At 69.9% G+C, this 22358-nt stretch carries 23 protein-coding genes and 1 pseudogene; 7 read left to right on the top strand and 17 right to left on the bottom strand.

All coding sequences use genetic code 11. From position 1 onward, the window contains the following. Positions 1-301 precede the first annotated feature (301 nt). The 4 genes from ACIRG5_RS22430 to ACIRG5_RS22415 are packed head-to-tail and all read right to left on the bottom strand — an operon-like array spanning position 302 to position 5291. Positions 302-1834, bottom strand: coding sequence for an ATP-binding cassette domain-containing protein (locus ACIRG5_RS22430; protein WP_402907420.1), 1533 nt, complete (start codon positions 1832-1834; stop codon positions 302-304). Then, complete coding sequence (locus ACIRG5_RS22425) at positions 1831-2667, bottom strand: ABC transporter permease (RefSeq protein WP_402907417.1); 837 nt, start codon at positions 2665-2667, stop codon at positions 1831-1833. Before ACIRG5_RS22425 ends, ACIRG5_RS22430 begins: the two co-directional genes overlap by 4 nt. After that, complete coding sequence (locus ACIRG5_RS22420; protein ID WP_402908168.1) at positions 2664-3569, bottom strand: ABC transporter permease; 906 nt, start codon at positions 3567-3569, stop codon at positions 2664-2666. Before ACIRG5_RS22420 ends, ACIRG5_RS22425 begins: the two co-directional genes overlap by 4 nt. 45 nt (positions 3570-3614) lie before the next feature. Beyond that, positions 3615-5291: an ABC transporter substrate-binding protein gene (locus ACIRG5_RS22415; protein WP_402907414.1), complete on the bottom strand. Its 1677-nt coding sequence runs from the start codon at positions 5289-5291 to the stop codon at positions 3615-3617. Between the two features lie 125 nt (positions 5292-5416). Between ACIRG5_RS22415 and ACIRG5_RS22410 the strand changes: the two genes are divergently transcribed. Then, positions 5417-6244, top strand: a complete 828-nt coding sequence (locus ACIRG5_RS22410) for a M55 family metallopeptidase (protein ID WP_402907411.1) — start codon at positions 5417-5419, stop codon at positions 6242-6244. 1 nt (position 6245) lies between these two features. Here the strand turns inward: ACIRG5_RS22410 and ACIRG5_RS22405 are convergent, their stop codons facing one another. Further along, entirely contained in the window at positions 6246-7742 is a 1497-nt protein-coding gene (locus ACIRG5_RS22405; protein WP_402907409.1) for a hypothetical protein, read from the bottom strand. On the opposite strand from ACIRG5_RS22405, the gene ACIRG5_RS22400 reads away from it, so the two are divergent. After that, positions 7741-9027, top strand: a complete 1287-nt coding sequence (locus ACIRG5_RS22400; RefSeq protein ID WP_402907407.1) for a M20/M25/M40 family metallo-hydrolase — start codon at positions 7741-7743, stop codon at positions 9025-9027. The two genes, ACIRG5_RS22405 and ACIRG5_RS22400, sit on opposite strands and share 2 nt — an antisense overlap. Here the strand turns inward: ACIRG5_RS22400 and ACIRG5_RS22395 are convergent. The 4 genes from ACIRG5_RS22395 to ACIRG5_RS22380 form a co-directional block, all read right to left on the bottom strand. Beyond that, the gene (locus ACIRG5_RS22395; RefSeq protein WP_402907404.1) at positions 9004-9504 is read right to left on the bottom strand and encodes a pyridoxamine 5'-phosphate oxidase family protein; all 501 of its coding nucleotides are present in this window, start codon (positions 9502-9504) and stop codon (positions 9004-9006) included. The genes ACIRG5_RS22400 and ACIRG5_RS22395 overlap by 24 nt on opposite strands. A 63-nt stretch (positions 9505-9567) precedes the next feature. Beyond that, complete coding sequence (locus ACIRG5_RS22390; RefSeq protein ID WP_402907401.1) at positions 9568-10143, bottom strand: pyridoxamine 5'-phosphate oxidase family protein; 576 nt, start codon at positions 10141-10143, stop codon at positions 9568-9570. A 169-nt stretch (positions 10144-10312) separates the two neighbouring features. After that, on the bottom strand, positions 10313-10891 hold the full coding sequence (locus tag ACIRG5_RS22385; protein ID WP_402907399.1) for a DinB family protein: 579 nt from the start codon (positions 10889-10891) through the stop codon (positions 10313-10315). 5 nt (positions 10892-10896) lie between these two features. Then, on the bottom strand, positions 10897-11211 hold the full coding sequence (locus tag ACIRG5_RS22380; protein ID WP_402907396.1) for a DUF664 domain-containing protein: 315 nt from the start codon (positions 11209-11211) through the stop codon (positions 10897-10899). Positions 11212-11342: 131 nt separating this feature from the next. Between ACIRG5_RS22380 and ACIRG5_RS22375 the strand changes: the two are divergent. Together ACIRG5_RS22375 and ACIRG5_RS22370 are read left to right on the top strand one after the other, a co-directional pair. After that, positions 11343-12569: pseudogene (locus tag ACIRG5_RS22375) on the top strand (M14 family metallopeptidase); the annotation flags it as partial. Then, positions 12546-12977, top strand: coding sequence for a proprotein convertase P-domain-containing protein (locus ACIRG5_RS22370; RefSeq protein ID WP_402908166.1), 432 nt, complete (start codon positions 12546-12548; stop codon positions 12975-12977). The pseudogene ACIRG5_RS22375 and the gene ACIRG5_RS22370, both read left to right, overlap by 24 nt. Positions 12978-12986: 9 nt before the next feature. Here the strand turns inward: ACIRG5_RS22370 and ACIRG5_RS22365 are convergent, their stop codons facing one another. Continuing rightward, positions 12987-14192 (bottom strand): FAD-dependent monooxygenase, encoded by a 1206-nt coding sequence (locus ACIRG5_RS22365; RefSeq protein ID WP_402907393.1) that lies wholly within the window; start codon positions 14190-14192, stop codon positions 12987-12989. A gap of 86 nt (positions 14193-14278) precedes the next feature. Between ACIRG5_RS22365 and ACIRG5_RS22360 the strand changes: the two genes are divergently transcribed. Then, positions 14279-14809, top strand: a complete 531-nt coding sequence (locus ACIRG5_RS22360; RefSeq protein WP_402907391.1) for a TetR/AcrR family transcriptional regulator — start codon at positions 14279-14281, stop codon at positions 14807-14809. Here ACIRG5_RS22360 and ACIRG5_RS22355 read toward each other — a convergent pair. Beyond that, positions 14806-15711 (bottom strand): sulfite exporter TauE/SafE family protein, encoded by a 906-nt coding sequence (locus ACIRG5_RS22355; protein ID WP_402907388.1) that lies wholly within the window; start codon positions 15709-15711, stop codon positions 14806-14808. The two genes, ACIRG5_RS22360 and ACIRG5_RS22355, sit on opposite strands and share 4 nt — an antisense overlap. A 499-nt stretch (positions 15712-16210) precedes the next feature. Between ACIRG5_RS22355 and ACIRG5_RS22350 the strand changes: the two genes are divergently transcribed. Continuing rightward, entirely contained in the window at positions 16211-16975 is a 765-nt protein-coding gene (locus ACIRG5_RS22350) for an alpha/beta hydrolase (protein WP_319980564.1), read from the top strand. Here the strand turns inward: ACIRG5_RS22350 and ACIRG5_RS22345 are convergent. From ACIRG5_RS22345 to ACIRG5_RS22325, 5 genes are all read right to left on the bottom strand, one after another. After that, positions 16972-17517, bottom strand: a complete 546-nt coding sequence (locus ACIRG5_RS22345; protein WP_402907385.1) for a TetR/AcrR family transcriptional regulator — start codon at positions 17515-17517, stop codon at positions 16972-16974. The two genes, ACIRG5_RS22350 and ACIRG5_RS22345, sit on opposite strands and share 4 nt — an antisense overlap. A 13-nt stretch (positions 17518-17530) precedes the next feature. Continuing rightward, positions 17531-18607, bottom strand: a complete 1077-nt coding sequence (locus ACIRG5_RS22340) for an agmatine/peptidylarginine deiminase (RefSeq protein WP_402907383.1) — start codon at positions 18605-18607, stop codon at positions 17531-17533. A 66-nt stretch (positions 18608-18673) separates the two neighbouring features. After that, a complete protein-coding gene (locus ACIRG5_RS22335; RefSeq protein ID WP_402907381.1) occupies positions 18674-19084 on the bottom strand; it encodes a hypothetical protein in 411 nt (136 codons plus the stop codon). Between the two features lie 42 nt (positions 19085-19126). Further along, a complete protein-coding gene (locus tag ACIRG5_RS22330) occupies positions 19127-19915 on the bottom strand; it encodes a pentapeptide repeat-containing protein (RefSeq protein ID WP_402907378.1) in 789 nt (262 codons plus the stop codon). A gap of 7 nt (positions 19916-19922) precedes the next feature. Continuing rightward, positions 19923-20327, bottom strand: a complete 405-nt coding sequence (locus ACIRG5_RS22325; protein WP_402907375.1) for a helix-turn-helix domain-containing protein — start codon at positions 20325-20327, stop codon at positions 19923-19925. A 47-nt stretch (positions 20328-20374) separates the two neighbouring features. Between ACIRG5_RS22325 and def the strand changes: the two genes are divergently transcribed. Next, positions 20375-20959, top strand: a complete 585-nt coding sequence (def, locus tag ACIRG5_RS22320) for a peptide deformylase (RefSeq protein WP_402907372.1) — start codon at positions 20375-20377, stop codon at positions 20957-20959. Here the strand turns inward: def and ACIRG5_RS22315 are convergent. After that, positions 20899-21894: a hypothetical protein gene (locus ACIRG5_RS22315; protein ID WP_402907369.1), complete on the bottom strand. Its 996-nt coding sequence runs from the start codon at positions 21892-21894 to the stop codon at positions 20899-20901. The two genes, def and ACIRG5_RS22315, sit on opposite strands and share 61 nt — an antisense overlap. Positions 21895-22358: the final 464 nt, after the last annotated feature.

Here is a 22358-nt window from a genome sequence, read left to right as displayed (position 1 = left end):
CGCTGCCGGCCGTCGGAGCGTTCGCCGGTGCGTTCCCAGTCCGCGGCCAGGTAGCGCCACACCGCGGCGGTGTCGGCGCGCGAGGTCGAGGCCAGGATCCGGCACAGCTCCCGCACGTGCCCGGGTTCGCTGGCCTGCGCGAGCTCGCCCAGCACACCGGGCGGGCAGCCCAGGTCGTGCCACGCCAGCCGTGCCAGCGCCGGCACCTCGTCGACGTCCACCCAGCCGTCGGCCCCGCCCCGCCCGATCTCGGCAGGCGTCAGCGAGGCCCGATACCGGGCGTGTTCGATCGGGATCACTCTCAGACCTGCGGCACCGCGCGCAGCAACGCACGCGTGTAGTCGTGAGACGGGGTGAGCAGGACTTCTTCGGCCGATCCTTGTTCCACGATTGTCCCCTGATGCATCACCGCGACCCGGTCGGCGATCTGCCACGCCAGCCCTAGGTCGTGCGTGATGATCAATGAAGCAAGGCCCAGTTCCCGGCGCAACCGGAGCAACAGCGCCACGATCTCCCCGCGCACCGAGGCGTCCAGGGACGCGACGGGCTCGTCGGCCACCAGCAGACGGGGCTCCAGCACCAGCGCGCCGGCGATCACCGCGCGCTGCCGCTGACCCCCGGACAGCTCGTGCGGCAGCGACTCCAGATACAGGCTCGCCGGACGCAGCTCTGCCCGTTCCACAGCGGCCGTGACCAGGGATTCCTCATCGCCGGGAATGCCGTGCACGCGCAGTCCCTCCGCCACCGCGTCGAAGATCCTGTGACGGGGGTTGAGGGCACTGGAAGGATCTTGAAGCACCAGCTGGACCTGGCGGCGGAAGGCCTTGAGCGCCTTGCCCGTCCGCCCCACCTCGACGCCGTCGAAGATCACCCGACCGGAGGACGGCTTTCGCAGGCCCATTATGGTACGAGCCAGTGTCGTTTTGCCTGATCCGGACTGTCCGACCAGCGCCACGATCTCGCCCCGCCCGATCGTCAGGTCCACCCCGTCGACCGCGCGCGTCCGGCCGTAGTCCACGACCAGATCCCGCACCCGCAGCAACGGCTCCGGTGCCGGGGCGGGCTCGGCCCAGCGGTGCGCCGGGTCGCCGATCACCGGGAACGCCGCCGTCAGCGCCGCGGTGTGCGGGTGCCGGGGGTTCGCGATCACCTCACGGGTGCGGCCGCGTTCGACCAGCTCGCCGCGATGCATCACCGCGAGGTCGTCGCACGTCTGCGCGAGCACCGACAGGTCGTGGCTGATCATCAGCAGCCCGAGGTCCTGCTCGCGGACCAGCCGTGTCATCAGCGCCAGCACCTGGGCCTGCACCACGACGTCGAGCGCGGTGGTCGGTTCGTCCGCGACGACCAGCCGCGGTCCGCACGCCAGCGCCATCGCGATCATGACCCGCTGCTTCTGCCCGCCCGAGAGCTCGTGCGGATACGCCCGCGCCTTCTCCCGGGGCAGTTCGACCTGCTCCAGCAGATCGAGCGCGCTGCCGTTGACGCCGTGCAGGCGCATCGGTTCGGCGATCTGGTCACCGACGCGCCGCACGGGGTTGAGCGAGTGCATCGCGCCCTGGAACACGATCGACGCCGCCGCCCACCGCACCGCCCGCAACCGGCCCCACGACATCGTCGCCACGTCGTCGCCGTCGAGCAGGATCTCGCCGCTCACGCTCGCCGCCTTGGGCAGCAGCCGCAGCACCGACATCGCCACCGTCGACTTGCCCGACCCCGACTCACCCGCGAGCCCGAGCGTCTGACCGGGCGCCAGCGCGAGGTTCACGTCGTTGACGACGCATTTCGGTCCGTAGCGGACGGTGAGGTTCCTCAACTCCAGCAACGGGTTCACCTCTTCGGCGTCACGACGGCTTCGAGGGCGCGCCCGACGAGCGTGAACGCCAGCACCACCACCACGATCGCGAGACCCGGAGGCAGCAGGAACCACCACGCCCGCTGCGGCACCGCCCCGTGCAGCTGCGCCTGGTGCAGCATCGCGCCCCACGAGATCCGCGTCGGATCACCCAGCCCCAGAAACGCCAGCGTCGACTCCGCCACGATCGCCGACGCCACCGCCAGCGTCGCGTTGACCAGCACCAGCGGCACCACCGACGGCAGCACGTGCCGTCCGATCACGTGCGTGTGGCCGCCGCCGAGAGCGCGTGCGCGTTCCACGAACGGACGGGCCTCGATCGTCAGCGTCTGCGCCCGCACCATCCGTGCCGTCGCCGGCCAGCTCGTCAGCCCGATCGCCAGGATGATCGTGCCCAGCCCACGCGGCAGCACCGTCGACAACGCGATCGCCAGCACCAGCGCCGGCAGCACCAGGAAGAAGTCCGTGACCCGCAGCAACGCCCCCGCCAGCAGTCCGCCGAAGTGGCCGCTCAGGATGCCGGCGAGCGTGCCGATGCCGACCGCGAGCACCGCCGCCGTCAGCCCGACGAACAACGACGTCCCCGTGCCCTGCGCCATCAGCAACGCCACCGAGCGTCCGGTGTGGTCGGTACCCAGCCAGTGCCCGGAACCAGGCGGCTGCCACGCGCCGTCCGTCACGCGCGTGACGTCGAGGGCGTCGGCGGGCATCAGCAGCGGTGCGAGCAGGGCGATCAGCGCGGCCACGGCCAGGACCGCCGCACCGGCCACCCCGGCCCGCTGCGCCAGGAACCCCGAGTCGACTTTCCTCATACGACCTTCACCCGTGGATCCAGGACCCCGTGCAGCAGGTCCGCGAGCAGGTTCATCACCACGACCGCGCCCGCCGTCACCACCAGCAACCCCTGCAGCAGCAGGTAGTCCGGCCCGGTCAGCGCGTCGTAGAACAACAACCCCAGACCGGGCCAGGAGAACACCGTCTCCGTCGTGATCGCCCCGGCCACCACCAGCCCGAACCGCAGGAACACCAGCGTGATCGCCGGCAGCACCGCGTTCGGCACGGCATGACGGCGCCGCACCAGGTCGTCACGCAGGCCCTTCGCACGCGCCGTCGTCAGATACGGGGCGTGCATCTCCTCCAGCAGCGACGACCGCATCACCAGCATGTACTCCGCGCACACCACCGCGACCAGAGTGATCGACGGCAGCACCAGGTGATGGCCGACGTCGAGCGCCTGCGACACGAAGTCCGGCGCCGTGTCGGTGTCACGCATGCCCCGCGACGGGAACAGATCCCCCGTCACCATCATCAGCAGCATGCCGAGCCAGAACGTCGGCACCGCCCACAACGTCAGCGACACCCCCGTCGTGACCCGGTCGAAGCCCGAGTCACGACGCCACGCCGCCCGCACCCCGAGCCACAGCCCCAGCCCGACCGCGATCAGCGTCGCCGTGCCGACCAGCAGCAACGTCGGCCCCAGACGTTCTCCGATCACGTCGGCGACAGGCCGGCGGAACGTGAACGACGTCCCCAGATCGCCGTGCAGCAGCGCGGTGAGGTAGTTCCAGAACTGTTCGTGCAGCGGCCGGTCCAGGCCGAACTGCGCGCGCAGTTCGGCCTGCATCGCCGCCGTGGTCGGACGGCCGCGCGTCATGGAGACCACGGGGTCGCCGGGCACCACCCGGAACAGGAAGAATCCCAGCACCGCCACCATCAGCAGGCTGAGCGCGGCACCACCGAACCGACCGGCCAGACGCACCTACTCGCGCTCCCCCGCCGTGGCGCTGCGGCGCCGGGCCATCACGACCACCGCCGCCACCAGCACGGCGATCAGTGCACCGCCCAGCGCCAGCCCGGCCCACCGGCTGCCCTGGGCCTGCACGGCCCGTTCAGCCGGTTCGGCGCCGTAGTAGCCCCACATGCCGTTCTGCGCCATGATCACGCCGCCCTGCGCGGGCTGCGTCGTGAACTTCGCGAAGTGATCGGACCGGTAGCCCTCCAGCGCGTTCTCGTACGCCAGCACCACCGCGGGCACCTGGTCGTAGAAGCGGGCCTGCATCTGCTTGACGATCTCCACGCGCTTGCCCTCGTCGAACTCCGAGAGCTGCCGGGCGTAGAGCTTGTCGTAGGTCTCGTCGCAGAAGTAGGTGTCGGTCGTGCCGCCCTTGCCATCCGCGCCCGGTCGTTGCGCGCAGGTGTGCAGGCTCAGGATGAAGTCCGGGTCGATGTTCGTCGCCCAGCCGGAGAACGCCAGGTCGTAGGTGGCGGCGGTGGTCGCCTCGTTGAGCTGGTTGTCCGACACCAGCCGCACGTCCAGCGGGATGCCGATGTCGCCCATCGACCGCTTGAGGTACTCGCTGGCCTGCTCGTCGTAGGCCCGCCCCGCGCGCCCGATCAGTCTGAGCGGGAAGCGGGTGCCGTCGGCCTTGCGCGGGAAACCGGCGGCGTCGAGTGCCGCGTTGGCCGCGGCCGGGTCGAACCTGCGCTGCTCGGATTCGCTGGGCTGCCAGTGCCACTTGCCGAACACCGGCGGCACCAGGCCCGCGCCCTTCTCCGCGTACCCGAGGTTGACGCGCTGAACGAGGGCGTCGAGGTCCACGGCCTGGGCGATCGCCCGCCGCACCCGCACGTCGCGCAGCGCCGGGTTGCCGTCGCCGATCGGCTCACCGGTGCGGGTCTGCGCACCTGGGTTGATCATCAGCTCGGTGAAGCGGCGGCCCTGCGCCTTGTTGCGGGTCACCCCGGCCTTGCCGGCGAGCGAGTCGAACTGGGCCGGCGCCATCCGGTTGACCAGGTCGACCTCGCCCTTGCCCAGCGCCTGCACCGCGGCGTCGGAGTTCTGGAAGTACACGAAGTGCAGTTCGTCGAACTTCGCCGCGCCGCGCCAGTAGTTCTTGTTGGCCTTGAGCTTGATGAACTGCCCCGGCACGTGCTCGGTCAGCACGAACGGGCCTGAGCCCACGACCGGCATCTGGTCGTTGGCGTAGTCCTTGATGCTGCCGACCTTCTCCCACACGTGCTGGGGCACGATCGGGACGTCCAGCGCCAGCATCGTCACCTGCGGCGTCTTGGTGTGGACGACGACGGTGCGGTCATCGGGCGCGGAGACGTCCTGGAAGTTGCTGACGAAGCTGCCGTTCGCGGTCCTGGCGACCGGGTCGGTCAGCATCAGGTTGTAGGTGAACGCGACGTCGCGCGCGGTGATCGGCTGACCGTCGGACCACTTCTTGCCCTCGGGAATCGTGAAGGTCCAGGTGAGCCTGTCGGGCGAGGTCTCCCATCGGTTCGCCAGGCCGTCGGTCACCGTCTGGTCGGCCGCGGTGTACGCGGTCAGGTAGTCGTACATCAACCGGCCGATCTCCGTGCTCGACTGGAACACCGCGAGGAACGGGTTCATCGAGTCGATCTGCTGCACGATCGCGACCTTCAAGATCACTGGTGCCTGCGCTGTCGCAGGAGGCGCCGCAAGCCCCACAGTCGTTGCCACGGCAAGCAACGCGCACAACTTCACCCGCACGAAAACCCCTCTTCCCCAGCAGCCCACCGCTAACTTACCGAGATGTGCGGATCATGATCTCGGCGGACATGGAAGGCGCGACCGGAGTCACCTGGACCGGGGACGTCACCCCCGGTACCGAGCAGTGGCAACGGTTCCGGCGCCTGTTCACAGCGGACGTCAACGCCTGCGTCAGCGGCCTGGTCGCGGGCGGGGCACGGCAGGTGATCGTCAACGAGGCGCATTCCTCGCAACGCAACCTCCTGCTCGAAGACCTCCACGACCAGGCGAGAATGCTCACCGGCCGGCACAAGCCGCTGTCGATGATGCAAGGTATCGACTCCGATGTGGACGGAGTGGTCTTTCTCGGCTACCACACGGGTGCGGGCTCACGCGGCGTGCTCGCCCACACCTACATGGAGAACTCCATCACAGGCGTGTGGCTCGACGGCGTCCTCGCCTCCGAAGGACGCCTCAACGCCGCACTGGCCGCCGAATACGGCGTTCCCGTGCTGCTCGTGACCGGTGACGACCTGACCTGTGAGGACGCCGCGTCCTATGCGGCCCCGGCGTGGACGGTGGCGGTCAAGGAGTGCGTGTCGCGCTACGCGGCCGTGTGCCTGCCACCGGCGATGACTTCTTCACAGATCACAGAAGCCGCCACCGCCGCGATGGCCTCGGCCGGGCGTTCGGACGCTGTCGTGGCACCGCACCGCATCGAGGTCGAGTTCGACGCCTCGCACCTGGCCGAGGCCGCCGCCGTCGTGCCGACCGTGGACCTGATCGGGGTGCGCCGCGTCGGGTTCGACGCCGCCTCGATGACGGAGGCGATGAAGGCGTTCAAGGTCGTCACCCACATCGCGGGCGCGGCGATCGAGGACGTCTACGGCTGAGTCACAGGCCGGCTCGCGCCAGCACGCGTTCCATCTGTTCACGCGGCAGTCGCGGCGACCCCGCCGCAGCGCGGACGACCCGTTCAGCGGAGTCGTCGAGCAACGCGAGCAACGCCTCCTCGGGCAGGTTGCGGTGCCCGGCGACCGCCTGCCGCACGTTCACGTCAGGATCGGTGGCCAGCCGGACGGCGGTCCCCGCGGGCAGATCGGGGTCGCGGGGCGCCAGGCACCGCATGCGCGGGTCGGGATCGGTGGCGAACCGGCGCAACACCTCCACGGGGAACGTCAGCACGTCCGCGGGCCGCCACGGGGAGTACCTCGTCTTCCCCGGACCGAACTCGCGGTCGACGCGCTCCGCCGTCCGCACGTCCACCAGCTCAGGGGCGCGCTGGGCCATCGCCAGACGGACCTCGTACTCCTCGTCGGCCAGCAGCCGGGCGACCACCTCGGCGGGCAGAGGCCGCGGGCTGGAGGCCGCCGAGGCGCGCAGACACGGGTACGGGGAGTCGACGTGCGGCAACGGATCGGCGCGCACCCACTCCAGCCGAAGCATCCGCAGTTCGCCCAGCGCCACCGTCCAGTCGAACCGCGACCCGTCCCCGTCGACGTCCAGCAGGTCCAGCGACCGGGGCGCGGCGAGGACGTGCGCGTGGATGGCCGACCGCAGCGGTTCGGGGGTGTCCTGCCTCCCGAAGACTGCGAGCCTGACCCGTGCGTTCGGGTCCTCGCCGAGCGCGTCGCGCAGTTCGGGCGGCAGCCGCGGGTGTTTGGCCAGCTCCACCCGCACCTCCACGTCGGGATCCGCGCAGAGCCGGTGCGCCGTCCGCTCGTCGAGGGCCAGGTGCCGGACCACCCCGGCTCTGGTGACCGGATCAGCGAGGAGCGCGGGCATCAGGTCGGGCGGCGGCGCCGGGTGGGGGTGGTGGACCGAGCACGCCGACTCACGGACCTGGTCGTCCGAGTCGGTCAGCAACGTGCGCCGCACGTGCTCGGGTGCGTCGGGCCAGTGTTCACCCAGCGTCGCTCTGACCTTGGCGCTCGGGTCCGCCGCGAGGCGTGCCCGCAGGTCGTCAGGCACGGCCTCGTTCCTGGCCAGGTACTCGCGGACGTGGGGCTCAGGAGCGGCCAGCAGCAACTCGAACACCTCGCGCGAGGCCCGGCTCGACGCCAGAGCGGCCCGCACGGTGTCGTCGGGATGGCGTGCCAGCCGGAGCCGGAACGAGTCGGGCAGGCCGTCGTTGAACGCCAGCGACCACAACAGCCTGGGCCAGTCCGTGGCGATCATCTCGTCGATCAGCTCGGCGGTGAGGTCCGGCCGCGTGCCGATCTCACCCGACCCCTGGCGGTGGGCGATCAGGCGGCGGATCATGCCCTCGGGCAGCGCCGGGTTGAGCGCGAGCCCGTCCAGGGCCATCTGCAGGTGCACCGGTGTCCCCCTCACGATCGGCACATGCCCGTGACAATTCCACACCACGGCGGCGGATACGGTGGCGCTCATGACGCTGGACGTGGCGCAACTGTGCGCGCAGCTGATCCGCTTCGACACCACCAACCGCGGTGGAGGTGACTCCGCCGGTGAACGGGAGGCCGCCGAGTACGTCGCGGCGCTGCTGCAGGACAGCGGCGTGCGGCCGACACTGCTCGAACCGGCCCCGCGGCGCACCAACGTCCTCGCGCGCGTCCCCGGCACCGACCCGTCGCTGCCCGCCGTGCTGGTCCAGTCGCACCTCGACGTCGTGCCCGCCGATCCCGCCGAGTGGAGCTTCGACCCGTTCGCCGGGGAGATCCGCGACGGGTTCGTGCACGGCCGGGGCGCGGTGGACATGAAGGACATGGCCGCCATGACGCTGGCCGTGATCCACCAGTGGCACGAAGAAGGCCGTCGTCCGCGTCGTGACGTGGTGCTGGCGTTCGTGGCCGACGAGGAGGCCCAGGGCGCCTATGGGGCGCATTGGCTCGTGGAGCACCACGCCGCCCATTTCGCGGGTGTCGAGGCGGCGATCAGCGAGTCCGGCGCGTTCTCCTACGACGTCGACGGGGTGCGGCTGTACCCGATCGGGACCGCCGAGCGCGGCACGTCGCACATGAAGCTCACCGCCACCGGCCGCGCCGGGCACGGGTCGCGGCGCAACGACCAGAACGCGGTGACCGCGCTGGTCACGTCACTGGCCCGGATCGCGGCGTTCGAACACCCCGTGCGGCTCACACCGACCGTCGAGGCGTTCCTCGTGGGCGCCGGCAAGGCGCTGGGGGTGGAGGTCGACCTGGACGACGTCGACGGCACCCTCACCCGCCTCGGCCCCGCCGCGAAACTGGCCGAGAACACCGTGCGCTGCTCGGCCACGCCGACGATGCTGCAGGCCGGCTACAAGGTCAACGTCATCCCCGGCACCGCCACCGCGCAGCTCGACGTCCGCACGCTGCCCGGCACCGTCGACGAACTCGCCGCCACCATCGACTCGCTGCTCTCGCCCGGCGTGACCCGCGAGGTCCTCGAGGACCAGCCGCCCGTCGAGGCACCCGTCGACACGGCGTGGTTCACCGCCATGGCCGACGCCCTGCGCGACGAGGACCCCGCCGCGGCCGTCGTGCCGTACTGCCTGGGCGGCGGCACCGACGCCAAGGCGTTCAGCCGGCTCGGCATCGACTGCTACGGCTTCTCGCCGCTGCAACTGCCCGTGGGCTTCGACTACCGCGCGATGGCGCACGGCGTCGACGAACGCGTCCCCGTCGCGGGCCTGGAGTTCGGGGTGCGCGTCCTAGACCGATTCCTGTCGAGCTGACCGCCGCTCGATGAGCTCCTGCACCGCGCTGGGCAGCGTCGTCTCGAAGTCGATCAGCTTCGCCCACGTCGGCGTCACCACGATCCGCACCATGCCGTCGTAGAGCGACCGGACCTCGCGCTCCCACTCCACCCGCTGCTCGGGCGACATGTCGTAGCTGCCGTTCATCTGCAGGTACTCCTCCGGGATGCCCTCGACCTCGTCCAGCTCGACCGTGCCGCGGATCAGCAGGATCTTCGGCGGGTGCACCTCGGTGTCGATCGTCAGCGCCACCACCGGGTTCGCCCGCAGCGCGTGCAGCTTCGGCGCGTTCGTCGAGGTGCACAGCACGATGGTCTTGCCGTTCCAGGCGTGTGCGATCGGCACGGCGCGCGGCGTGCCGTCCTTGGCCACGTACGCCATCCGCAGCATGTCGCGGTGCAGCAACTCCTTGCTGTACGGCCGGTTGAGAACCTCGGTGATCTCGCTCTGCGTCATCGTCGTCATGCCCCGGGGACGGAGCGGTGACGACGTTCTCGACATCTCCGCCGAAGATTTCTTCTAGCGGGGTGGCAGCGGCAGCTCCATCGCGGGCAGGCCGTCGATGCTCGCGTTGTTGTAGGGCTTCTTGTTCGTGTACTCGCGAAACTCCTCATCGGTCTTGCGGCCGAAGTAGTCCGCGTGCAGGTCCCGTTCCGAGCGGTAGTCCATGAACGGCACCGCGAACCCGCAGGTGTCGCTGATCAGCTCCGCCGTCACCACGATCACCGCCCGCAGCGCTGGCCCGTCCGCCTCCCCGAACCCGGCCACCAGCTCGGCGAAGCGCGGGTCGTCGCGGAACACCGGCTCACCCCGGCCGTGCACGCGCACGATGTTCGGCGGCCCCTCGAACGCACACCACATCAGCGTGACCCGGCCGTTCTCCCGCAGATGCGCGATCGTCTCGGCGTGGCTGCCACCGAAGTCGAGGTAGGCCACCGTGCGGTCGTCGAGGATCCGCAACGTCCCCTGCCGGCCCTTGGGCGAGAGGTTGACGTGCCCGTCACCCGCCAGCGGAGCACTCGCCACGAAGAACACCTTCTGGTTCTCGATGAACTCCTGCAGCCGCGGCTCGATCCGCTCGTATTCCTTGCCCATGCGAAGCAGTATCGATCGCCTCGCGGAACCTGTCAGCCACCTTTCCCAGGTGATGAACGAGCTCCGGCGGCCCGGCGCGTGGACCGTCGTCGTCGCCACCCCGGCCAGGGATGCCGGGCACTCGACCGCGGCGGCCACGCCTGCCGGCAGGCCGAGTGTCACCGACCGATCACGCCTGGCCCGAGGCCTTGCGCGCTTCCAGTTCCACGCGGTCCCAGTGGGCTTGCCAGTCCTGCTCAGGCAGGTTCGAGTTGTTCGCCCGCAGCCCGGCGACCCCGTCGAGTCCCTCGCGCAGGATGTCCGCGTGCCCGGCGTGCCGGTTGACCTCGGCGATCTCGTGGATGAGCAGCAGGTGCAGCGTCACGTACTTGCGCTCCTCCGGCCACCACGGCACCACACCGGGCGCGTCCAGCGGCAGCTCCTCGATGCTGGTGTCGGCGAAGGCCGTCGCCCGCGCGAACAACGCCAGCACGTCCTCACGCGACTCCTGCGCGGTGGCGAACATGTCCGAGTTCGGATCGGCGTCGACGTCGAACGGCAGCTTCTCGGGGAACGGCCGGCCCAGGCAGTCGCCGAAGTAGCCCGCCTCGACCCCGGCCAGGTGTTTGACCAGGCCCAGCAGGTTCGTGCCCGTCGGCGTCAACGGGCGGCGCGCGTCGTACTCCGACAGGCCGTCGAGCTTCCACAGCAACGCCTCGCGTGCGACCTTCAGATAGCGGTGCAGGTCGGCTTTCGGATCAGAGGCCATGCCCGTCACCCTGGCAGAACCCGGTCCGCGGTGGCGGCGATTTCCTCCAGCCGGGCGCGGTGCCCCGCCCACCACCCGGCGGGCAGGGCGTCCGCCGTCGACCACCGCGGCGGATCGGGGAACGGCCGGTCGAACACGCGCCCGAAGTAGTTGAGCTCCACCCCGGCCGCGTGCTTCACCAGCCCCAGCAGGTTCGTGCCCGTCGGCGTCAACGGCCGCCGCGCGTCGTACTCCGACAGGCCGTCGAGCTTCCACAACAACGCGTTGCGCGCCGCGGCCAGATAGCGGTGCAGCAGTGCCTTCTCGTCCACATCACCCATCTCACCAGGTAACCCCATACGGATGGCGGGATGACAGCGTGCCTTCACACGCACTACACATTGCGGAGCCATGTCCCTGCCGTGGTACGAAAGGGTTGCCCTGCATGCGAAAGAGCCATCTCAGACCCCTGATCGGGGTCACCGTCGCCGCGAGCGTCGTGTTCGCCATGGGAGGCGTGCCCACCGGCGCGGCCCCCGGTGCCGAGGAAACGTCGACGAACTACCAGGTCAGCAACGTTCGCAGCGCTGAGCAGCGCAGCAAGCTCGCCAAGTCCGGTGCCGCGATCGACTCGGTCGAGGAGCACGGCATCGTCGTGATTACCGCGACCGCGCGCGAGGCGAAGAACCTGAAGGCACAGGGGTTCGAGGTCACCGAGCTGCCCAAGCGGATGGAGGCGAACGCGGCGGTCGGGCCGTTCGACTTCCCCGCGGCGGACTCGAACTACCACAACTACGCCGAGATGACGACGGAGATCAACAACGCCGTCGCCGCGTACCCGAACCTGATCAGCAAGCAGGTCATCGGCAAGTCCTACGAGAACCGCGACATCGTCGCCCTCAAGATCAGCGACAACGTCGGCGTCGACGAGAACGAGCCGGAGGTGCTGTTCACGCACCACCAGCACGCCCGTGAGCACCTCACCGTCGAGATGGCGCTGTACCTGGTCAACCAGTTCACGACCCAGTACGCGTCCGACGCGCGCATCAAGGGCCTCGTGGACACCCGCGAGATCTGGATCATCCCGGACGTCAACCCCGACGGCGGCGAGTACGACATCGCGACCGGCAGCTACCGGTCGTGGCGCAAGAACCGGCAGCCCAACGCCGGTTCGTCCAACGTCGGCACCGACCTCAACCGCAACTGGGACTACAAGTGGGGCTGCTGCGGCGGTTCCAGCGGCAGCACCGGTTCCGAGACCTACCGCGGCCCGAGCGCGGCGTCCGCGCCTGAGGTCAAGGTCGTGTCCGACTTCGTGCGCGGCCGCAACGTCGGTGGCAAGCAGCAGATCGGCGCGTCCATCGACTTCCACACCTACAGCGAGCTCATCCTGTGGCCGTGGGGCTGGACCTACGACGACGTCGCGCCCGGCCTGACCCAGGACCAGCGCGACACGTTCGCCACCATCGGCCAGTCGATGGCGCAGAGCAACGGCTACACGCCCGAGCAGTCCAGCGACCTGTACATCACCGACGGGTCGATTCCCGACTGGCTGTGGGGCACGCAGGGCATCTTCGCCTACACCTTCGAGATGTACCCCGGCAGCTCCGGCGGTGGCGGCTTCTACCCGCCCGACGAGGTGATCCCGGCGCAGACCTCCCGCAACAAGGAGGCCGTGCTGCAGCTGCTGGAACGCGCCGACTGCCCGTACGAGGCCATCGGCAAGGAAGCGCAGTACTGCGGCGTCACCCCGCCGGACCCCGGTGGCAAGTTCTTCGAGAACACCGCCGACTTCCAGATCGGGGACAACACCACGATCAACTCCCCGATCACGGTGTCCGGGGTGACCGGCAACGCGCCGTCGACCCTCAAGGTCGCCGTCGACATCAAGCACACCTACCAGGGCGACCTGAAGGTGGACCTGGTGGCGCCGGACGGCACCGTCTACGTCCTGCACAACCGCTCCGGCGGCGGCACGGACAACATCAACACCACCTACACCGTCAACGCCTCCAGCGAGGTCGCCAACGGCACCTGGCAGCTGCGGGTCAACGACAACGCCAACCAGGACACCGGGTTCCTCGACAAGTGGAGCCTGCAGTTCTAGGTCGGTGAGTCAGGGCGCCGGTACGCCGGCGCCCTGACTCTCGTAGTTCTTCACGTGCATCGAGTCGTGCATCCGCATGCCCTTGGAGTTCAGCTTCGCCACCGGCCGCACCACCCACGACGGCAACGACGTCAGCAGCTGCGCGCCTCGCACGAGCGCCGACACACCCAGCCGGGTGGACGGGATCAGCGTCTTCGCCACACCGAGCGCGAACGCCCTGCTGCGGTGCACGATGTCGCGCATCTCGTGCTCATACCGCGCGAACGCCGCCTCGTGGTCCGAACCCGCGCAGAGTTCGCCCGCCAGCACGTACGCGCCCAGCACCGCGAGGCTCGTGCTGCCACCGATCGCCGGACCGGGGCAGTAGGCCGCGTCGCCGACCAGCGCCACCCGCCCGCGTGACCACGTGTCCTCGCGCAGCTGGGTGATCGAGTCGAAGTAGAACGCCCCGTCGCCGTCCAGGTGTTCCAGCCACGAGTCGACCTCGGGATGCAGCGAGGCGAACGCCCCGCGCAGCAGTTCCTTCTGCCGCGCCACGTCCCGGTGGTGGTAGGAGAGCTCGGGCGAGCGGAACAGGAACACCGCGCGTGCGTCGTCCAGGTGCCGTGCTCCGTACACCGCGACCGAACGCCCAGGTCCGATGTGCCCGGTCATCTCACCCGGCACGCCCAAGTCCTTCGGCACGGACAACACGGCCAGATACGCGCCCACGAACGTCTTGTCGACCTCACCGAACACGAGGCGCCGCACGTTCGAATGCAGCCCGTCCGCCCCGATGACCAGGTCGAACCGCCGCGCCGCACCGGCCTCGAAGCTCACCTCGTCGCCGATGGACGTGATCGAGTCGCCGAACACGTACTCGACGTCGGCGCGCGTGGCGTCGTAGTAGATCTCGCTCAGGTCGTCGCGCATGACCTCGACATGCCGGTCCGACGCGGCCGCGAACAGCTTCGTCACATCGGCGCTGATCGGCTTGCGCGTGCCTTCCCGCAGGTACGTCAGCCGCGTGGTCCCGGTCGCCAGCGCCTCGATGCGCGGCAGCACCCCCATGCGTTCGGAGATGTCCATCGCCGGCTTGAACAGGTCCACCGCGTGCCCGCCGGTCTTGCGCAGCACCGGCGACCGCTCGACCACCGTCACGTCGTGTCCGTACCGCGTGAGCCAGTAGGCCAGCACTGGACCGGCGACGCTGGCCCCGGAAACGAGAACTCGCACGTCACACCACCTTACTTAACGGTCGGTAAGTGAACTGCCGCGAGCCTACACCCGCGACTTACCGATCGTTAAGTAAGATTCGGCGCGTGGCCAAGTCCGACACCAAGCAGCGGATCCTGCAGACCGCGCGGGAGCTGTTCGCCTCCCAGGGCGTGCAGCAGACCAGCCTGCAGGAGATCGCCGACCGCCTCGGCATCACCAAACCCGCGCTCTACTACCACTTCGCCTCACGCGAAGAACTCATCCGCAGCATCGTCACCCCGCTGCTCGACGACGGCGAGGGGTTCCTCGCGCGCATGGAGGAACGCGCCGAGGTAGAGCCGTGGGAACTGGTGGAGGGTTTCTTCGACTTCCACCACCGCCACCGCAAGGACATGATGCTGCTGCTCACCGAGCTGACCACGCTCGCGGAGCTGGGCCTGATCGACGTCGTGCTGTCCTGGCGCGCCCGCCTCACCTGCCTCGTGTTCGGGCCGGACGCGACGCTGGAACAGCAGACCAGGGCGGTGCTGGCGTTCGGCGGCATGCAGGACTGCACCATGCAGTTCCCCGACACCCCCGTCGACGAACTGCGCGCGGCGACCGTGACGGCCGCACGCGCGGCCCTGGGCGTCTAGACCTTCTCCGCCGCGGCGACGACCTCGCGTTCCTCGTCGCGGTTCGCACGGTACTGCTGGATCGAGTAGGCCACCGCGGCCGCCCACACCACGTAGATCAGGCCGTAGATCGGCCACTTCACCGCGTCGCTCGCGTCGATCCAGTCGCTGCGCAGCACCGTGCGGACGTTGGTCAGGATGATCACGCCACCGACCGCCGACCCCAGCACGCGCGGCGGGATGTGCCGCACCAGCCAGGCCGCGACCGGCGCGGCGACCAGGCCACCGGCCAGCAGCGCGAGCACCCAGGTGAAGTCGACGCCCTCGTTGCCGATGCCCACGAAGAACCCGGCGCTCGCGGCCACCGCGACGAGGAACTCGCTGGTGTCGATCGACCCGATCGTCCTGCGCGGCTCCAACCGGCCGCTGGCGAGGATCGCGGGCGTGCCCACCGGCCCCCAGCCACCGCCCCCGGTCGCGTCCACGAACCCGGCGACCAGACCCAGCGGTGCCAGGAACCTCTTGCGCAGCGGCTTGCCCAGGTTCGTGCGCGGCAGGCCGAACGTGGTGAACCGGATCAGCACGTACAGGCCCAGCGCCAGCAGCACGAGCGACATGACCGGCGCGGCCACCTCGGTGGACAGGCTCGACAGGAACGTCGCACCGGCGAACGCGCCCACGGCACCCGGGACGCCGATCTTCGCGACGACCTTCCAGTCCACGTTGCCGAACCGCCAGTGCGAGAACCCGGACGCCAGCGTCGTGCCGATCTCGGCCAGGTGCACCGTCGCCGACGCCGCGGCGGGGTTGGTGCCGATCGCGAGCAACAGGGTCGTCGAGGTCACGCCGTACGCCATGCCGAGGCTGCCGTCGACGAGCTGCGCGCCGAGGCCCACCAGCGCGAGCAGGATCAGTTGTCGCATGCCGGCCGTCCAATCCGTCGGGTGATGACCATGATCCGGACCAGAGCAAGATCAACCAACGATGTCCACGTGCCGGAACCCTTGGCGACCAACGGGGTTGCCCATTCGCCCCGACGTAGTCAAAAGACGCCGTTCGGTCGCTGTCGGCCGGCGTTCAGGTGGACGAACATCACGCGATGGCCCTTCGCCGCGCATGGGTGCTCCCGTTGACACCCATCGCCGTCGTACCGCTGATCTCGGCCGCCGCCGGACGCGTCTCCGGTGAACCCGCCGAACGACCGGGGTACTGGCAGTTGCAGCTGCGCGAGGGAGCGCGATCACGTCCCCTGCACGCCGCCATAGGATTCGGCTACACCTTCGTTTTTCACCGCCGTGACGCTGCTGCTCGCAGTGGTGTCCGCGCGGCTCGTTGACTAGATGAGAACGGACTCTCGAAACCGCTCTTGGCTCGGCTGAGCGCGGGGTAGGGTCCGGACACCGATTAACCGCCGGGAGAGACATGCGCGCCGTCGAGATCAGACCTGGGGTCCGGATCCGCTGGGTCGAAGTGCCGGGCGCCTCGCCCGCACGCGTCTACCTGCACGGACTGGGCGCCTCGTCGGCTCCGTACTACGCCGAAGCCGTCGCGCACCCGCTGCTGGCCGGGCGCCGCAGCCTGATGATGGACCTGCTCGGGTTCGGCATCAGCGACCGGCCCAGCGGCTTCGCCTACTCGCTGGAGGGCCACGCCGACGCCCTCGCCGTGGCACTGGCCAAGATCGGGCTGCGCCGCAGCGAGATCATCGGCCACAGCATGGGCGGCGCCGTCGCCATCGTGCTCGCCGCGCGCCATCCCGAGATGGTGCGCTCGCTCGTGCTCGTCGACCCCCACATCGACCCGCACACCCCGTCGCTCGGCGCGCCCGGCAGCCGGGGCATCGCCGCCTACGGGGAGGCCGACTTCCTGAGCCACGGCTTCGACCGCGTGCTGCGCGACGTCGGCCCGCACTGGGCCGCCACCATGCGCATGGCCGGCCGCGAAGCCCTCTACCGCAGCGCCGTCGACCTCGTCCGCGGCACCTCGCCGACGATGCGCAAGTTGTTGCTGGAACTGGAGATCCCGCGCGTCTTCCTGCACCCCGAGGACGCACCGCCCAGCGGCGGCCGCGAACTCGCCGCGTCCGGTGTCCAGCTCGTCTCCGTGCCGAACACCGGCCACAACATCATGATCGACAACGTCGAGGGCTTCGCGCGCGCCGTCGCCCAGCAGCGGCTGTCGGTCTAGTCCAGCTCACGGGCGATCGCGCCGGACAGCAGTTCCCGCGCGCGGTCCAGGGTCAGCGAGCCGCTGTGCCAGCGCTCGCTCAGGCCCTCGACGAGCGCGGTCAGCCGTTCGGCGGCCGCCGCGGCGTCGAGGCCGGGATTCGCCTGGCGCAGCAGGGTTTCGACGTCGGAGTTCCACGCCTCGGTGGCCGTGCGCAACGTCGCGCGCAGCTCCTCGTGGAACGCCGCGCTGGCCCGCAGCTCACCCCACGCGACGCTCGTCTCCCGCACGTGCGCGTCGTCCTGCAGCTCGTCCAACAGCATCCGCTCGACCTGGGTACGTGGATCGCCGGACTCCGCGCCACCGGTGTAGGACCGCGCCCGCTCGTTCACGTGCTCCAGCGCCGCCCGCAGAATCCCCGCACGGTCCTTGAAGTGGTAGTAGATCAACGCCGTGGACACCCCGGCCTCGGCCGCGAGCTTCTCGACGCGCAACCCGCGCACGCCGTCCTGAGCGATCACCCGCACCGCGGCCTCGAGCATCCCGGTCCTGCGCTCCGACAAGACGATGTCCTTCCTAACGGGGTTCCTGCTGCGTGGTGCAGTGGATGCCACCACCGCCCGACGCGATGCCGTCGATGTTGATCTGCACCACCGTACGTCCGGGGAACAGCCGCTCCAGCGTCGCCTTCGCCGCCGCGTCCGCCCGCAGGTCACCGAACTCCGGCCCGATCACCGCGCCGTTGCAGACGTAGAAGTTGACGTACCCGGCCGCGAAGTCCTCGTCGCGCACCCGCACCGTCTCCGGCCCCTCCAGCACCTCGACCCGCAACGGCCTGCCCGCGGCGTCGGTCGCGGCGCGCAGGATCTCCAGGTGGCGGCGCGTCACGTCGTGGTCGAACGACTCGGGGTTGTTGTCCAGCCCCGCGACCACCACACCGGGACCGGCGAAGCGCGCGTAGAAGTCCGTGTGGCCGTCGGTGATGTCCCGCCCGGCGATGCCCGGCAGCCAGATCACCTTCCTGATCCCGAGCAGATGCGCGAGCTCCTGCTCGACGTCGGACTTCGTCCAGCCCCGGTTGCGGTTGCCGTTGAGCACGCAGCTCTCGGTGATGATCGCCGTGCCCTCACCGTCGACCTCCAGCGCGCCGCCCTCCAGCACGAGATCCGTGCTGATCCGCTGCGCACCGGCCTGACCTGCGACGAACCCCGCGACCCTCGCGTCGCGGCGGTGCTCCTGCTTGCCGCCCCAGCCGTTGAAGTTGAAGTCGACCGCACCACCGCCGCGCACGAACACCGGGCCGGTGTCGCGCATCCACAGGTCGTCCAGCTCCGCGGTCACCAGCTCGACCCCCGGCAGCAGCGACCGGGCGAGGTCGAGGTCCTCGACGCGCACCAGCATCGACACCGGCTCGAACCGGGCGATCGTCGTCGCGATCGTGGCCTGGTCACGACGCACCTGGGGCAGCAGGTCGCCGCCCCAGATCCGCTCGCTGGCCGCGAACGCCGTCCACGTCCGCCGATGTGGCTGCCCTTCCTCGGGCATCACCCACGACTTCTCGCCCGTGGTGGCACCGCCGGTCTCGCTCGCACAGCCGGCGAGCAGACCGCTGATGGCCGCTGCCGCCGACTGCACGAAGTCGCGCCTGTTCATACCTCCACGGTAATCCTGACTGAAATTTCAGTCAACTCGTTCGAGCTGGTCAGGTCGTTGTCGGAATCAGCATCGACGGCTCGAATAGGCGCTCCAGCCGTCCTCCCCGAGCGAGACGACACCGAGCGCACGCGTGCAACTGGCGATCGTGGCGGTGGCCTTGGACCACACCTCGCGCTGGTCGATCCGGCCGATCACCTTGCCGTGGTTCGTGCCGTCGTCTGTCGTGACCGCGGTCGTGACGTGGAAGAGGTCGTACTTCGCGGCCCAGTCCGCCCACACGAAGACGTAGCCCCAGTTCTTGCCGCAGCCCGCGAACTGCTTGACCGACGCGGCGGTCTGCCCGCCCATCTGCACGTACGCGGTCGACCCGATCTGCTGGGCCGACGCACACCCCGGCGGTGTCTCGGCGTGCGCGACTCCGGGCGCGAGCAGGCCCGCGACGGCGGCCGCGATGATCAGCAATGCCTTTTTCATGAACGGCACGTTCGCAGCGGCCGCTGACACCGCCCTGACAGGTCAGCGGCGCCGGGCCGGCTCCGCGGACCAGTGCGACGGCCGGGTCAGCGGAGCCGGCAGCTTCGTCCTCGCATTGCCGCGAGCGGCGTTGACCTGTGGCTGGGTCAGGAACAGACACGTGCTCAGATCCGCACCCGACAGGTCCGCACCCCGCAGGTCGGCACCGATCATGTCCGCCCGCGACAGGTCCGAGTTCGTCAGATCCGCGCCGATCAGGTACGCGCCGCGGAAGTCCGCGCTGCTCAGGTTCTTGTTACGCAGCCGCGCGCCGATCAGGTCAGCGCCCCGGTACGACTTGGCGCTGGACCGCAGCCGTTCGCTGGTGCGCAGCAGCAGGACGTTCACCTTCGCCCGGATCTCCGCGACGTCGAGCGCCAGGACGTCGTCCGGTGCGGCGACGGTGTGCCGTTCGACCTCGGCGAACGCGGCGGCCAGGTCGTCGTGCGGGTCGAGGCGACCGGCCTCGGCGAGGTACCAGAGCAGTTCGTGCAGCTGCCGGACCACGGGAAACACCGCGAACATCTTCTCTCGTCCGGCGGTGCGCCAGTCGACGCCGCCGAACACCGTCTGCGACACCCGCTGACCCGCACCGAAGCAGTCGTAGACCGTGCAGCCGGCGTAACCCTTGGGCCGCAACTGGTCGTGGATGCCGCACCGGTGATCGGCCAGCAGGTTCCGGCACGGCGTGCCCGCGTCCTTGGTGGCCGCGAAGTCCGCCGACTTCGCGAACGGCAGCGCGACGCAGCACAACCCGAAGCAGTTGGCGCAGTCGCCTTTCAGTTCTTCCATCGCCGGGTCAGCCTACTGGGTCGCCGTTGAGCAGCCGGACCTCCGCGGTGACGGCCACCGCGTCCGCCGGACGCGTGCCCCGGTCGCGGTAGCGGAACAGCAGCCGCCGGATCGACGCGCCGATCTCCGTCATCTCCTGCGGCGTCACGTGGATGAGGGCGCTGAACGACTCGTCCGGCGCCGGCTCGTCCCCGTTCTCCCACCGCAGCTGCCACGGACGCGCCTTGCCACCCTGGTGCGGCGCCTCCTCGATCAACCCCAGCTCGGCGAGCCGCCGCAGGTGAAACGAGCACAACCCCGAACTCTGCCCGAGCAGCGCGGCGGCCTGGGTGGAGGTCAGCGTGCCGTGCTCGGCCAGCAGGTCCAGCAACGCGATGCGCACGGGATGGTCCGGAAGCGGCCGTCGAGACATGGACGCACCCTACCGATAACTTTGCAAAGACTGCTACTTTGCAAAGCATGTCCGAGATCCACCGAGGCGCACCGCGCCGCATCACCGTCGTCGGCGAAGAGATCCTGACCCGCCGCTGTCACGAGGCCACCGAGTTCGGCACACCCGAACTCGCCCGGCTGATCGAGGACATGTTCGCCACCAACCACGTCGCGGAGGGCGCCGCCATCGCCGCGAACCAGGTCGGCGTCGACCTGCAGCTGTTCGTGTGGGACATGCGCGACGAATGGGGCACCCACCACACCGGCCACATCCTCAACCCCGTGCTGGACGACCTCCCCGCCGACCAGCGCACGTTGCTCGAGGAACCCGAAGGCTGCCTGTCCGTGCCGGGCCCGTACCGCGTGGTCGCCCGCCCCGACCGCGCCGTCGTGCGCGGCCAGGACCAGGACGGCAACCCGATCGTCGTCGATGGCAGGGGCTACTTCGCCCGCTGCCTGCAACACGAGACCGACCACCTGCACGGCAGGCTCTACCTGGACCGCCTCACCCAGCGCGAACGCAAGTCCGCACTCCGCGAGATGGCCGCCTCTCAGGACGAGGTCTTCGCCCGCCGCGCCGCCCGCAACTCCTCCGCCGCCTCGTCCAGCTGACGCTCAGCCCGTTCGGCCCGCGTCAACGTCTGAGCACGCGCGTCCTCCACGACGGCGAGCGTCTGCCGCACCGCCGCCACCTGATCCGCGCTCTCCTGCCTGACCTGCGCGAACCGCGTCTCGAACTCCGCGCGTGACCGCTCCAGTTCCGTGCGGGCGTCCACTGCGGCCTGCTCGGCCCGTTCCGCGCGCACCACCGCCTGGTCACGAGCCTTGGCGGCCCGGCTGACGGTCTCCGCGGCCTCGGCGCGCGCCTTCTCGACCTGCGCCGCCGCGTCACTGCGAACCTGCTCGGCTGCCTTCACCTCGGCCTGGGCCCGCTCGGCCACCACCTGCGCTTCCGCACGAGCCCGGTCGATCTCGGCCTGCGCCTCGGCACGGGCTCGCGCGATGTCCGCCTGGGCTTCGGCACGTGCCTGTTCGATCTCCTTGGCCGCCTGCCGCCGAGCCTGCTCGGCGTGCTTCACCGCGTCAGCCTTGGCCTGCTCCGCCTCGCCCCGGATCTCCTCGATCAGGGCCGCCGCCTGCACCCGGACCTCGGCGATCGCCGCCTCGGCCCGCTCGCCGGCAGCTCGCGCGGCCTCCCGGGCCTCGTCTCGTTCGGTCACCGCCGTGTCCACGGCGTCGTCGGCTTCCTCCGCCGCCCGCACCGCCTGCTCGGTGGTCTCCTCGGCCACCTTGCGCGCCTTCTCGGCGTCGTGCCGGCGACGTTCGGCGGAGGCCAGTTCGGACCGCGCCTCCGCGACCCTTCGCGCGGCCTCGGCTTCGGCGGCCTGGATCTGGCTCTCGGCGACGCTGGGGTCCGCCATGGCGTTCAGCTCGCCGACGGCCCGTCCGAGGGTCTGCGTCATCTGCTCCGACAGCACCCGGAACCGGTCGAGAAGCTCTTCAGCCCTGATCTTGGCGGTACCCGAGACCCTGGGGAGATTCGTCACGGTGACGACCTCCAAGTTTTGCTCGGGGGTTTCCGCCAGCCGCTGCCGCTCCCTCCACGCCCTCCAGCGCGTGTGCTCCGGCAGGTCGCAGTACTCCGAGGGCCTGCCGGGCCCGCCACCTCGAAAAACGGGGCGCTCACAGCCGGGGAAGTTACAGCTCGTCTCCACGGCGATATCGTAGCAGAATTACGTGTGCAGTTACGTTATTCAACGCAACGCTACTCAATGGGGCCCGAAAAGTCTGGCCGCCGATAAGTGAACATTATCGGCGGCCAGAGATGGCGCGGTTGGTGCGGACGCTCCACGGAGGCTCGGCTCCAACCGGGGATGCGGAGGTACGCATCCGCCGACGAAGACATGTACCTCGATCCCAGGCGACCCGCAGGAATGGGAGGCGCGTTTCGGCGGCCAGCACGGCATCGTGCCAGCTTCTCCCCCGTGCGATCACGACCACGTAATTCCTG

Origin of the sequence: Lentzea sp. NPDC102401 (genome assembly GCF_044765805.1) — a bacterium.
GTDB classification, from domain to species: Bacteria; Actinomycetota; Actinomycetes; order Mycobacteriales; family Pseudonocardiaceae; genus Lentzea; species Lentzea sokolovensis.
Note: the sequence above shows the minus strand (reverse complement) of the source record. Positions and strands in the feature narration are given on the sequence as shown.